Genomic DNA, 13,279 nt, shown 5'->3' on the forward strand with positions numbered 1-13,279 from the left:
CCAGGCTCCCCGTTGCTCGATCCATATCGCAATTCTGCATTCGGCACAAATGTACCAACGGTGTCACAAAAGCGTCGCCGGCCGCCGTTAGGAGTCCGAAGCAGGACCCCGCCTCCTCTCAGGCACGATGGAACGGCATGCAGCGTGGTGAACCGACGCCGATCCGGCCTGCTCAAAACACAAACCGAAAATTTTGCCGCTTGCGTCCCTTCGTGCCGCTCAACGTGAAAGCGTAAACATGCGCCGCGCCATCCTCGTTGTCCTTGACGGCCTGCGCCGGGACTTCGTCGCCCCCGAGACCACACCGCATCTGGCCGCCTTCGCTGAACGCGCCGAGCAATTCTCGGCCTACAGCACGGTCTTTCCTTCATGCACGCGCGTGGTTTCGGCAAGTCTTGCCACCGGCTGCCTGCCGGCTCGCCACGGTCTCCAGGGCAACACCATGGTCCTCGTCGAGGACGACCATCTTGTGCGTCACGACGCCGGTCGGCCGGATTTTCTCCAGCACAAAAGGCGTGTCACCGGATGCAGCCTTGCCGTTCCGACGCTTGCCGAGCGCCTGCGTGAGCATGGCGGTGCAGTGATCTACAGCAACGTGTCTCCTGGAGCGGCCTATGCTCACGATCCCGACGGCCACGGACGCATCTATCATCGCGCCGGCTCCTTTGGGCGAGGCCGGATTCCGTTGCCCGAAGCCGAACAGCTTCGCGTGACCCTGGACGTGGCTGGCGATCGGGCCATGACCGAACGCTTCATTGCCGAGGCTGTGCTGGTCCGGAATCCTCCTGCCCTCGCTCTGATGTGGCTGGGCGAACCCGACTCCTCGCAGCACGCACTGCCGCTGGGCTCGCCCGAACATCTCGCCGTCGTGAAGGAAGCCGATCGGAACGCGAAGCGCGTCATGGACGCGGTGGCGCACCTGCCCGACCGCGATGACGTGCTCTTCCTGCTTGGATCCGACCACGGCCATCAGGTGGTGAGCGGCGTCATCCACATCGAGGCTGAGCTGGTCGCCGCAGGCCTCAAAGAAAGTCTCGATTCCGGCGACGTGGTGGTCGCCTCCAACGGCACGTCGGCACTTATCTACCTTCACCGCAACGCAGCCGGCCGCGAGGCGGCAATCACCGACTTTCTGGCGCGCCAGGACTGGGCCGGTGCTGTCCTGCCCAAGGCCGAGCTGCACCGTGTTGGGCAATCCGCCGATAACGGACTCGCCTGCGCTGTCGCCATGCGTGCGACCGACGCTCCCAATCGCTTCGGCGCTGTCGGGACCAGCTTTGCCGCCAAGCGTTCCGAAGGCAAGGAAGACGTGATCGGCGCGGGTCAGCATGGCGGGCTCGGCGCAGCGGAGCAGTCTCCCTTCCTCATGATCTCAGGGCCGGGCTTCTCGGCCGGAGCGGTGCGCTCCGAAGCAAGCTCGGTCATCGACATCGCGCCCACAATTCTCGCTCATCTTGGTCTGTCCGCCTCCGGGACGGACGGCAACGCGCTCCAGCGAGGCAGCCGTGGCTGAGATAGAGCTGCGCGGCATCGAAAAGCACTATGGCGAGACGCCGATCCTGAAGGACGTCTCCCTGAAAATCGAGGACGGGGAATTCCTGACCCTGGTGGGACCGTCGGGCTGCGGCAAGTCGACCTTACTCCGGATCATCGCGGGGCTCGAGGATCAAGACGCCGGTGAGGTGAGCGTGGGCGGCCGCCCCGTGGACGGAGCCCGTCCAAAGGACCGGGATGTCGCGATGGTGTTCCAGTCGTATGCGCTCTATCCCCATCTCACCGTATTCGACAACATCGCTCTGCCATTGCGCACGCGGCAGCTCTCATTCGCACAGCGCCTGCCGCTGATCGGCCCGCTCGTGCCGGGTCGCGCCGGCATCGAACGGAGCATTCGCGTGGAGGTGGAGCAGGCCGCCGTCATGCTCGACGTGGCTCATCTGCTTCACCGCAAGCCCGGCCAGCTTTCCGGCGGGCAGCGCCAGCGAGTCGCCCTCGGGCGCGCGATGGTGCGACGCCCCACCGTCTTCCTGATGGACGAGCCGCTATCCAATCTCGATGCCAGGCTGCGTGTGCAGATGCGTACGGAAATCACCTCGCTGCACCGCCGCCTCGGCGTGACCTTCGTCTATGTGACGCACGATCAGTCAGAGGCCATGACGATGGCGGACCGCGTCGCCGTGATGATGGGCGGCGAGCTGCTTCAGGTCGGCCCTCCGGAAAAGCTCTATCGCGACCCGCAGGATCTCAGAGTGGCCGAGATGATCGGCAGCCCGAAGATCAACATCGTCACGCGCGCTCACTGGACGGACAATCGATCAGGTGTCTTGGCAGCCCTCGCGCCCCAGACCAGGCGCCTTGCATTTCGTCCCGAAGCGGCAATCCTGACCACGCCGGCCGATGAGCTCCTCAACGGCACGGTGACGAACCTTGAAAATCTCGGTTCCGACATCTTCGTGCATGTCGCTCTCCGTGACGGCTCGGAAACCGCGGTGGTCCGCACCTCGCCCGACGAACGGCGCTTTTCGCTCGGCTGCAAGGTTGGGCTCAAGGTCGACGCCGCGCGGCTGATGCAGTTCGACGAGGCCGGCAGGCGTTGCGGCAACATCGAGCGGGTGGCGGCGGCATGAGCCTGACGGCTTCGATCCAGACCCCCATCCGCTCGGCTGTCCGTCGTCGGCATCGGACTGAGGAGGCCGCTATTGGCTGGCTTGCAGTCTCCCCGGCGTTGATACTGCTCATCTGCCTGCTCTTTGGCCCCGCTGCCGCGGTGATCCTGTTCTCGTTCACCGACTGGCAATTGGGTGCCGCGACGTTCCGTTTCATCGGCACCGAGAATTTTGCTGCGTTGTGGGCGGACCCGCCATTTTGGAAGGCCCTGATCAACACGTGTCTCTACGTTGCGATCGTCGTGCCCGGAACGGTGGGACTTGGCCTTGCCACAGCTCTGCTCATCGAGGCGAGCCCTGCCCTGCGCGGCTTCTATCGCGCGGTGCACTTCCTGCCGGTGATGTCGACCATGTCAGCCATGGCGGTGGTGTGGGGCACCATGCTCCATCCCAGTATCGGCCTCGTCAACCGGGCACTCGCCGCGTTCGGCGTGACCGGGGTCAATTGGCTGCGGGACGAGCACACCGCCCTCCTCGCCCTCGCCCTCATCGGCATTTGGCAGGGTTTCGGCTTCGCCATGGTGCTGTTCGTCTCCGGCTTGAAAGCGGTCCCTCAGCAGCTCTACGACGCCGCCGCAGTCGACGGCGCGGACGGTGTCCTTGACCGGCTGCGCATCGTAACTCTCCCGATGCTGGGGCCGGTCACCATGTTCGTCGTCATCCTCACCGCAAGCCGCGCCTTCGAGGTGTTCGACAGTGTGCGCGTCCTCACCCAGGGCGGCCCGAACTACGCCTCGGAGGTTCTGTTGAATCGGCTCTATTCCGAGAGCTTCGACTATCTGCGCACGGGTTACGGCGCGGCTCTCACGGTGGTTTACCTTGCGATCGTGATTGCCCTCACACTCGCCCAGGCGCGGTTCATCGAACGCCGCGTGCACTATTCATGAGCGCACACCGCCGATACCGGCTTGCGGGGCGCATCGCGCGCCATGCTTTGCTGGCCGTCTCCGCGACTTTCGCGCTGCTGCCTTTCGTGTGGATGATCAGCCTGTCGCTGAAACCGCCCGACGAAATCTTTCAACCCGACTTCCATCTCTGGCCCAAGACCTTCGTGGGAGTCGAGAATTATCGCGTTGCGCTGACCGCGGCGCCGATGCTCCGCTTCCTGCTCAATGGCGTGTTCGTCTGCGCGACGATCTTCGCGCTTCAGCTCATGGTTTGCGTGCCATGCGCCTACGCGCTCGCCAAGATGCGCTTCCGCGGCCGCGACACGCTGTTTTCCGCTGTGCTGGTCGCGCTTCTCGTCCCACCTCAGGCGCTGGCCATCCCCCATTTTGTCCTGCTCCATGTCTTCGGGCTGCTCGACACTTATGCGGCTCTCATCCTTCCGTGGATCATCTCGGCCTTCGGCATCTTCCTGCTGCGCCAGTTCTTCCGATCCATCCCGGGCGAGATCATCCACGCTGCCCGTCTCGATGGGCTTGGCGAGATCGAGATCATCTGGCGCATCATGATGCCCATGAGCGCGCCGGCGCTTGCCGCCTTCGGGGTCTTCTCGGTCGTCGCCCACTGGAACGACCTGTTCTGGCCACTCATCGCGGTTCGGACGGAAGACATCTCGACGCCGGCGCTCGGCATTCTCCTGTTCCGCGATGACGAGGCTGGTCAATTCCTCGGGCCGCTGATGGCCGGCGCCACCATCATCGTCGCTCCGCTGCTGCTCGCCTTCCTTCTTGCCCAGCGCCGTTTCATCGACGGGCTGGCAACCACCGCCATGAAGTGACCCAAGGGAGATCGTCATGATCGACAAACTGCTGCCGCGCCGCGTGTTGAGAGTTGTGGGTGCCGCGTTGCTGGCCGCTTGCGCGGTCACCCCCGTCCATGCCGAGGAGATTACGCTGGACGTCCTTTATACCACACCAGGGACCTTCAATGCTCTTCAGCAGGAACTGGCCAAGCGCTTCACCGAGGCCCATCCCGACATCAAGGTCAAGTTTCGCAATCCAGTAGCCGGATACGAAGAAGGGGCCCAGCAGATCCTGCGCGACCAGATCACCGGTCGCCTGCCGGATGTCGCCTTCAACGGCATCAATCAGATCGGCTTGTTCGTGGATCGCGGCCTCGGCGCGCCGTTCGATTCTTTCGTGGCGGCGGATGGTGGCCTCGACAAGCTTGGCTACTACCCGACGCTTGCGACGCTCGGCCGCTGGAAGGGAAAGCTCTATGGCCTCCCCTTCGCCGTCTCGACCCCAGTGCTGTACGTGAACGCCGACCTCGTGAAGAAGGCCGGCCTCGACCCGGCCGACCTGCCCAGAAGCTGGCCCGAACTTGTCGCCGCCGGTCAGAAAATCCAGACGATCGCCGGAGCCGGCCTGACCGGATTCTATTATCAATGGGACCAGACCGGAAACTGGCTGCTCCAGTCGCTCATCACCAGCCGCGGCGGACGTATATTGAAAGCCGACGGCTGCACGGTTGCCTTCGATGATGCTGCCGGCATGTGGGCCCTCAAGATCCTGGAATCTTTTGGCAAGTCGGGAATGCCCAATCTCGGTATCAGCCAGGCGCGTCAGGCGTTCGTCGCGGGCAGGATCGCCATCCTCGTCGATTCCACATCCTACGTCGCTGCGGCGGACCGCCAGATCGGCAACCGCTTCGATTTCAAGACCGTCGCATTTCCGCTATCGGCGCCGGAGGGCAAGTTGCCGGCGGGCGGCAATGTCGCCATGGTCTTCGCCAAGGACGCCGAGCGGCGGAAGGCTGCGTGGGAGTACGTGAAGTTCGTCACTGGCCCGAGCGGTCAGACGCTGATGGTGAACTATACCGGTTACATGCCCGGCAACGAGATCGCTGTGAAGTCGTCCGACCTCCTCGGCTCGTTCTATGCCAAGAACCCCAATCACATGACCAGCATTCAGCAACTGCCGGTGCTGACGGACTGGGCATCATTTCCGGGTGGGAATTCCCTGAAGATCATCGAGGTCATCAAGAACCACACGGAGAGCCTGGTGACGGGCAAACATCCGGCTGAGGAGGTGATGCCCAACCTGGTGCGGGATGTGAACAGCCTCATGCCCAAATGCAGCGGCTAGAGCATGATCCGGACCCGGAGGGCCGCGTTAGCGCAAAGTGTGCAGCGGTTTTCCGAAAAGATCATGCACAAACAACAAGCTAAAGCGCGATGACGATTCATCCCGATCTCATCGCGCTTTAGAGCTGGGTGTGCCAGGCAAGCCGCAGTGATCCGCGCAGTTGGCTCAGCCTTGGCCTCTCTCGCTGCCCCACCGACGAAACGGTCAGCTTCAAATTCGACGAGCGAACTTGCATTCGAAAGATAGCCCGAAAAGCCAAGCCGCAAAACACCAACAACTATAGCTAGTTCCGAGGTGGTGCGCTCGGAGCGGCGGACTCATTTACTATCATTTCAACGGGTTACGGTAGCGGAAGGCGAGTTTTGGTGCATTTCACGCTCAAAAGTGCCCTTCAGCCCACTCGCTGTAGGGGAACCCTCCCCTATGCGAGGTCAGGTTGGCCCCCCACCGCTCATAACGGCCTGGTTGCAGGTTCGAGTTCTGCCGGGCCCACCATTGAAATCAATCGCCACCACACCAGCGAGGCCAACGACACATCATTTGCATGCGCGACCGCCGGATATCCTGCAGGCAGAAAGCCGTGTTGAATTTCAAACAAGCTGCCGCGCGACCAGATCGGCGAACAAGCCCTTGACCGCCATCAGCTCGTCGTAACGGCCGGTTTGCACCACCTTGCCGCGGTCGAGAACGATGATGCGGTCGGCGCTCTTCACGGTGGTGAGGCGGTGCGCGATGACGAGGCGCGTCACCGCCAGCCGGTGCAGGCTGTCGGTCAGGCGGGCTTGCGTCAAATTGTCGACGGCGCTCATGGCCTCGTCGAGCAGCAGAATGCGCGGCTTGCCGACGAGGGCGCGGGCGAGCGCAAACCGCTGGATCTGGCCGCCGGAAAACGCCGCTGCGGCTTCGGTCACGATTGTGTGCATGCCCATCGGCATGGCGTGGATGTCCTGGTCGACATTGGCCTGCCGCGCGGCCTCCCAGGCCTGCTCGAGCGTGCCCTCGTGGGTGCCCATGATGTTTTCATAGAGCGTGCCGGGAAACAGCGCGGTGTTCTGCAACACGCCACCGATCTGCCGCCGCACCATTTCGATGTCGAGATAGCGCAGATCCTGCCGGTCGTATTGCACCGTGCCGCTCGCCGGCATCTCAAACCCGAGCAGCAGCCGCATCAGGGTCGACTTGCCGGATCCCGACGGGCCGACCAGCGCGACGTGCTCGCCCGGCGCCAGCGATAACGAGACGCCCTGGAGCGCGAACGGCGCATCGGGGCCGTAACGGAAATAGACGTTGGTGACATCGATGTTGCCGGTCAGCACGCCCGGATCGCGCTTCGATCCGGCGACGTCAGGCGCGACGCGCAGCAGGGGCGCCACGCGCCCCCAGGAGGGTTGCGAATTCCAGGCGGCGACGACACTGCGTGCCAGTTGAAACGAGGCGCCCATGTAGGCGCCATAGGCGGCGATGAAGGACACGAACGCGCCGGTCGAGAGTTCGTCGCGCGACAGCTGCGACAGGATCAACAGGATGAGCGCCAGCGCCAGCAGCTCGAAGACCACCAGCGCCGTTTCGAACAGGGTGCCGAAGGTCCGCGCCCGGTACATGCGGGAGCGCAGCTCGGCGAAATCCATGGCCCAGCGCGCAAAGCCGCGCTGCTCGGATCCGGTGGCGCGCAGAGTCGTGATGCCATGCACGAGCTGGAACACGATGCCGTAGATATCGGAGAGGATTTCCTCCCCGCGGCGCAGCGCATCGAGCTGATGATAGCCGCAGAACGCCGCAATCGCGGCGATCAGGGCGAACAGCCCGATCGCCGCCCCCGCCGCCGCGGGCGAGTAGTAGAACATCAGGCCAATGTTGCTGACGAAAAAGAACAGCGCCGAAATCGAGCCGAGCATCAGCGAATAGGCGCCGCGGCGCAATTGATCCGCCGCGACGAGGCGGCTCGTGATATTGCCGGGGCTCATGCGCAACGCACTGTCAGGCAGCCGCAAAAGCCGATCCATGAAGGCGGCCTGCAAGGCGCCCGCCCCGCGCCCGTCGAGCCGCAGGCTTGCGATGTCGAACACGAAACGAAAGCCGGCGGCGATGAACGCGGCCAGCACGAGGCCCATGCCGAGGGTGAACAGCGACAGCGTCTGGTGGCCCGGAATGAAGCGATCGAACGCCAGTTGCATCGCCATCGGCGTCGCGAGGCCGAGCAGCGCGGAGGCCAGCGCCATGGAGACGGCAAGCGCCGTATCCCACCGGTTGCGCAGCCAGCCGAAACCGATGAACTGCCGAAACCCGATCGGCCCATCCGGGAATGGCGGATAGAGCATGTGCGCCTGCGGCGCGAGCCGGGCCGCTAGCGTGGCGTCGACCGGCTTCGGCCTGGCGTGCTCCGCCTCGATCATCACCCAGCGCTTCGCGTCGGTCGGGATCAGCGCCACCGGGCGCCGCGCATCGTCGAGGAAACCGATCAGCGGACCGAGATCCTGCTGCAGCCAGTCGCCGCTCAGCACCACCTGCCGGTTGCGCAACCGCACCGCGCGCGCTGCGTCGTCGACATTGCGCGCCCGCGACAGCTGTTCGCGCTGCCGGTTGGTGAAGTCGAGCCCGAGCTTGCCCGCAATGGTGACGAACGGCGCGACGAACGGCTCGTCGCCGACAGGCTCGGCGGCCGCTTGCGGCGCGACCTTGCCCAGCACCGCGTCGAATCGCGTGAAGGCGCGATTAACCGTGCGGGTGGTGCGCGCCATCCGGCCCTGGACCGCCTGGCGCAACGCGTCCTGGCGGGTGTCGTGTGCGCGCCGGACCAGCGAGAACAAGGTGGCGTGGGTGAACTCCAGCAGGCGCTGCCATTCCGACAGGCGAAGGATATCGGCGGTGCCGACCGCATGAACCTCGCAGGGCCGTGCCGGCGAGATCCAGATGCCGCCGGCCACCGCCGCCACCTGCCGACGATTCATGCCGGCGACCGGCACGCCGCCACAGCACGACAGGTCGGCGCCTAGCGCCGTCAACCAGACCACGCCGCCACGGGTCATGAGCGCGGCTTCGCCTGCGGCCTTCTCCTGTTCGCCGGGCGCGAACGTGACGATATCGAGCGGCGTCGGGCCGACCATGCGGCTCACGGCGGCGCTCAGATGACTAAGCCACCCGTCGATGGATGCGGCCACCGCGTTGTGCTGCTGCTCGGAGCCTTTGGCCTGGATGGCCAGCGTGTCGGTACGGATGGCGGCGATCGCGCTGGTCTCGACCGCCACCGCGGTCACCAGCAGATCGTCCTCCACCACGATCGGCGCGATGTACTCGCCGCCGCCGAGTTCGCACAGGAACATGCGTCCCGACAGCTCGTCGCCGCTCTTCACGGTGAGATAGATCTCGACCCGTCCGGCGGCGATGATGTGGCCTTGCCGGGTTGCGCTGAGCGCCAGGGCCTCGCCGGCCTCGAGATTGATGCTGGGCGCGGCCGCGAACGGCGCGGCCAGCATGCCGTCACTCGACGCCAGGGTCAGCACGGGTGGGCGGGGCGCCATCATGCCTCGACCTGCTTCTGGTATTGGCGATGCGCCGCCATCAGGGCGGTGTGGCGGCCGCGCTCGACAATGCGCCCCTCGTCCAGGACGATGATTTCGTCGCAATCGCGCAGGGTCGAAATGCGGTGCGAGATCAGGATGCAAGTGCAGCCACGGCGGCGGATATTGTCGATGATTCCCTGTTCGGCGATGGAATCCAGCGAACTCATGGCTTCGTCGAACACGATCAGCACCGGATCGACAGCAAGCGCCCGGGCGATGGCAAGGCGCTGACGTTCGCCCGCGCTGAAATTGCGGCCATTGTCGTCGACGCGCGTCTCGTAGGCCATCGGGCGCGACGCGATCATTTCGTGCACCATCGCGTCCCGGGCCGCCGCCACCACGCGATCCTCGCTGATGGTCAGATCCCACATGGTCAGGTTTTCGCGCACCGTACCGCCGAACAGCGTGGTGGTCTGGTCCACATAGGCCACCGCCGAGCGCAACACCGGCGCCGACAGCCGGGCGAGATCGATGCCATCGATCCGGATCACGCCGTCGCGCGGCGTCATCAGGCCAACCATCAGCCGGGCGAGCGTGGACTTTCCGCTGCCGGTGGCGCCCGTGATGGCGACGCGACCGCCGGCCGGCACTTTCAGCGAAATGTCGCGCAGGAACGGCGCCGTCACCGTCGTGTAGCCGAAGGTCAGGCCCTGGATATCCAGGGCGCCATGCAGCGCCGGAATGACGCCCGACTCATCAGGGGCCTCGAGAATTGGATCGACGCGCTGCCGGCCGACATCGCCGAGCCGGTCGATATGGCCCCGCGCCTGCTGCAATTGCGCGGTCAGCCCCATCACGCTGGTGACGGGCGCGTTGAAATTGGCCATCAGCGCCTGGAACGCCACCAGCATGCCGATGCTGATGGTGCCTTGCATCACGCCGACGCCGCCGATGAACACGATACAGGCACCGGCGATCGTGCCGAGCAGGATTGGCAGGCCGGCCAGAAGCCGCTGCCAGAACGCCATGGCCTGCTCGGCGCTGACGACTTTGGCGTGCTCGCCGGCCCAGCGCCGGAAGAACAGGTTGTCGGCGCCGCTGGCGCGGTAGGTATCAAGATTGGCGAAGCCGTGGATCATGGTGGATTGCATGCGGGCTTCGTCCTGCAGCATGCGCCGGTTGGCGTCCGACAGCCGGCGCGACAACCAGACCAGCAGCGCGAGGTTGAGTGCCGCGAATGCGATCACCACCAACGCCAGCGGCACGTTGTAGGCCAGCATGACGAGCGCGTAGATCACGATCGACAGCAGGCCGATGAACGTGACCGCGAGACTGCCCGAAAGCAGGCCGGTCAGGCGGTCGCTGACCATGAGACGATTGGTGATTTCGCCGCTGTTGCGCTGGGCGAAGAACGCCATCGGCAAGCGAAGGATGTGCCACAACACACGGCCACTGGTGTCGACTCCGAGCTTGACCTGGAACCGCGCCAGCGTGCGCTGTTGCAGAAAGGTCAGCAGTCCCTTCGCCAGCGCGATCGCCGCGATGCCACCGACCAGCCACCACAGCCAGCGCGACAATCCGGCAATCATGTAGTAGTCGACGAACGCGCGTTGCAGACCGGGGATCATCAGGCCCGGCACCACCAGCAGGAAGCCGCCGAGTACGGCGGCCAGGATCGGCGCCTTGAAGCCCGGCAGGGTCTGGCGGATGCTGCGCACCAGGTCAGGCGCTTCACCTCCCGCAGCAAAATCGGGGCCCGGCTTCAGGGCGAGTATCACCCCGGTGAACGCCCGATCGAAATCCTGCGTCGTGAGAACACAGGGACCGGTCGCCGGATCGTTGATCCAGACTTTCTCGCTGGTGCGGCGCTCCACCACGACGAAATGATTGAATTCCCAAAATACGATGCATGGCAGAACGTCGTCGGTCAGATCGTCTGGACCGACGGTATAGCCGCCGCCCTCAAGTCCGTAGCGCTCTGCGGTGAGCAGCAGATTCTTCGCATTGGTCCCGTCGCGGTTCACACCGGCGACCTCACGCAGCTCCTCGATCGGGACCCACCGGCCGAAATAAGCGAGCAGGATGGCGAGACACGCGACGCCGCATTCAGCTGCCTCGTACTGAAGGATCGTAGGTGTCCTGTGCACCGAAGCGTCGCCGATGCGTGCCCGCAGCGTTGGCCACGCGAAATACAACAGCAGCGCCGCGCGCGACGTCGCCTCGGCGATTTTGGTTTTCAGCGCAAGCAACGCCTTCACGAACCGCTTCCCAGAACCTGCCGCAGCGGCGGGATCAACAGGCTCAGGGCCGGCAACGACATGGTCTCGATGTCGCTGCCGACCGTCGTGCCGGCGTTGATGCTGAGATCGGGGCCGCGCGAGGAAGACCAGCGATAGCCGCTCGGCGTGTCCCTGGCGGCGAACAGGTCCACCACGACTTCGTAAGGGGCGCCGTCCTTGGCGAGCGACTGTCCCAGCTGCCGGTTCTTCAGCGTGCGGTACATGCCTTCCGCGGTCGCCGGCACCTCCGCCACGGTGCGGACGCGGCCTTCGATGAAGCCGAACTCTTCCCGCCGCACCGTCGAGGGCGACAGGCGCACGTTCATGCCGGGGCGGACCTTCTTGCCGTCGTTCGACGGCACATAGACAACCGCATAGAGCGGCCCGATCGGGTCCTTGTCAGCCTTCGGCAGCGCCTCGGCGACCTTGTCGGGAATCAGCGAGAACAACGCGGCGTTGCGATCGACGATTTCGCCCGGATTCACCTTGAGTTCGATGACAGTGCCGTCGTACGGGCTCAGCACCACGCTCTGGCGGTCGAGCTTCTCGCGCAGCGTGCGGATCTTGCGCTCGGCGGCCGCGACCTTCAGTTCGACATTGAGGCGTTCGCGCTCATCGTCGGTCTGCGCCTTGGTGGCCTCGAAATCGAGGTTGCGAATGCCGTCCTGGGCCTGCGCGCGCTGCGCCTCCGCCTTGCCGATCTCGACGCGGGTCTCGAGCGCGCTCTTGCGCGTGAGGATCTGCTTGTCCATCAGCACGGCGTCGCCCTTGGCGATCTCGTCGAGCCAACCGAGTTGCTTTTCAAGAAACGCGATATCGTCCTTGTAGCCCTGCCGGCGCTGCGCGATCGAGGCGGCGAGTGCCGGCCCGCGGCGCTCCTGGAATTTCACGATCTGGTCGCGTTCACCGACGGCGTCGCGGTATTCGGCTTCCGCGTTGATCAGGTCTTCGCGAATTTCCGGCTGATCGAGCCGGGCTACCGCCGTACCGGCCTTGATCTTGTCGCCGACCGCCACGCTGAAGCTCAACAGACGCCCGGGATTGTCGGCGGTCACGTCGAGCAGGCCGCCTGGCGATAGCAAAATCCCCTGCCCCGGCACCGTGACGGGCACCGTCAGGACGATGCTCCAGATCAGGCCGCCGACCACGAGACCCGCCAGCGCCAGCAGCGCGACCCAAGTCGGACGTCCGACAATGCGGAGCCCCTGGTCGAGCCGCTCCGGCGCCGACAACCTCTCGAGTGCTGCTTCGCGAAAAATGCCCTCGTTCGCCATGCCCGTTCGCTACGCCTGGCCGCGCCCGTCCTGATCGGGTGGCCCGCCATATTTACACCAATGGCCTTGCGGCGCTTCAGCTTTTTGCCGCGGATGGTGAATTCCGCGGCGGCTGACCTGACCAACGCCGTCAGTTGTCCTTTCGCGCGCTCTCGGCGGCGACCGCAGGCGCCTGAGCAGCCGCTTTTTTCGCCTCCTCCACCGCCGCAGGCAGCTTGCGGGCGATATTTACCATCAGGCTGACATACTGGGCGATCCGCGCCCGGTAGGCGTCGCCGTTGGGCTGGCCTTTGGTCAAAATCGCCAGCACGGCCCCGAGCTTGTCGGTCTCGATGGCCGCGGTCCCCGGCGACAGCGCCAGGACCGCAGTCATCGCCAGGATGGCAATCTGCTGCGCGTCGTTGGCGGCGGCCAATTGCTGGAGGGAGAGGCCCAGCGCCGTGCCCAAGGCCTCTGCCGCCTTTGGGTCTGCGGGATCGGCGGCCTTGCCGGACGCCGGCACTTCGGTCTGATCGGACACGTGAACTCCTA

At 65.0% G+C, this 13,279-nt stretch carries 9 protein-coding genes; 5 read left to right on the forward strand and 4 right to left on the reverse strand.

The genetic code is table 11. The features are described 5' to 3' along the window. Positions 1–238 precede the first annotated feature (238 nt). Genes WN72_RS28645 through WN72_RS28665 form a run of 5 tightly spaced genes read left to right on the forward strand, consistent with a single transcriptional unit; the run spans position 239 to position 5,695 of the window. Positions 239–1,513, forward strand: a complete 1,275-nt coding sequence (locus tag WN72_RS28645; RefSeq protein WP_092217365.1) for an alkaline phosphatase family protein — start codon at positions 239–241, stop codon at positions 1,511–1,513. Next, a complete protein-coding gene (locus WN72_RS28650; protein WP_092217366.1) occupies positions 1,506–2,624 on the forward strand; it encodes an ABC transporter ATP-binding protein in 1,119 nt (372 codons plus the stop codon). Before WN72_RS28645 ends, WN72_RS28650 begins: the two co-directional genes overlap by 8 nt. After that, positions 2,621–3,550 (forward strand): carbohydrate ABC transporter permease, encoded by a 930-nt coding sequence (locus tag WN72_RS28655; protein ID WP_092217367.1) that lies wholly within the window; start codon positions 2,621–2,623, stop codon positions 3,548–3,550. The genes WN72_RS28650 and WN72_RS28655 overlap by 4 nt, the downstream gene beginning before the upstream one ends. Further along, entirely contained in the window at positions 3,547–4,386 is an 840-nt protein-coding gene (locus WN72_RS28660; protein WP_092217368.1) for a carbohydrate ABC transporter permease, read from the forward strand. Before WN72_RS28655 ends, WN72_RS28660 begins: the two co-directional genes overlap by 4 nt. Positions 4,387–4,402: 16 nt before the next feature. Then, entirely contained in the window at positions 4,403–5,695 is a 1,293-nt protein-coding gene (locus tag WN72_RS28665; RefSeq protein ID WP_092217369.1) for an ABC transporter substrate-binding protein, read from the forward strand. Between the two features lie 590 nt (positions 5,696–6,285). Here WN72_RS28665 and WN72_RS28670 read toward each other — a convergent pair. The 4 genes from WN72_RS28670 to WN72_RS28685 all read right to left on the reverse strand — a co-directional run bounded on the left by WN72_RS28670 (position 6,286) and on the right by WN72_RS28685 (position 13,268). Then, positions 6,286–9,216 (reverse strand): NHLP bacteriocin export ABC transporter permease/ATPase subunit, encoded by a 2,931-nt coding sequence (locus WN72_RS28670; protein WP_092217370.1) that lies wholly within the window; start codon positions 9,214–9,216, stop codon positions 6,286–6,288. Next, entirely contained in the window at positions 9,213–11,453 is a 2,241-nt protein-coding gene (locus WN72_RS28675) for a cysteine peptidase family C39 domain-containing protein (protein WP_051377825.1), read from the reverse strand. Before WN72_RS28675 ends, WN72_RS28670 begins: the two co-directional genes overlap by 4 nt. Next, the gene (locus WN72_RS28680; RefSeq protein WP_092217371.1) at positions 11,450–12,748 is read right to left on the reverse strand and encodes an NHLP bacteriocin system secretion protein; all 1,299 of its coding nucleotides are present in this window, start codon (positions 12,746–12,748) and stop codon (positions 11,450–11,452) included. The genes WN72_RS28675 and WN72_RS28680 overlap by 4 nt, the downstream gene beginning before the upstream one ends. A gap of 130 nt (positions 12,749–12,878) precedes the next feature. Further along, positions 12,879–13,268, reverse strand: coding sequence for a hypothetical protein (locus WN72_RS28685; protein ID WP_027559778.1), 390 nt, complete (start codon positions 13,266–13,268; stop codon positions 12,879–12,881). Positions 13,269–13,279 lie beyond the last annotated feature (11 nt).

The sequence above is a fragment of the Bradyrhizobium arachidis genome, assembly GCF_015291705.1.
GTDB lineage: Bacteria > Pseudomonadota > Alphaproteobacteria > Rhizobiales > Xanthobacteraceae > Bradyrhizobium > Bradyrhizobium arachidis.

Coding starts and splice junctions, on each gene's coding strand:
- WN72_RS28655 (WP_092217367.1), top strand. CDS start 2,621: ATGAGCCTGACGGCTTCGATCCAGACCCCCATCCGCTCGGCTGTCCGT.
- WN72_RS28670 (WP_092217370.1), bottom strand. CDS start 9,216: ATGATGGCGCCCCGCCCACCCGTGCTGACCCTGGCGTCGAGTGACGGC.
- WN72_RS28680 (WP_092217371.1), bottom strand. CDS start 12,748: ATGGCGAACGAGGGCATTTTTCGCGAAGCAGCACTCGAGAGGTTGTCG.
- WN72_RS28665 (WP_092217369.1), top strand. CDS start 4,403: ATGATCGACAAACTGCTGCCGCGCCGCGTGTTGAGAGTTGTGGGTGCC.
- WN72_RS28660 (WP_092217368.1), top strand. CDS start 3,547: ATGAGCGCACACCGCCGATACCGGCTTGCGGGGCGCATCGCGCGCCAT.
- WN72_RS28645 (WP_092217365.1), top strand. CDS start 239: ATGCGCCGCGCCATCCTCGTTGTCCTTGACGGCCTGCGCCGGGACTTC.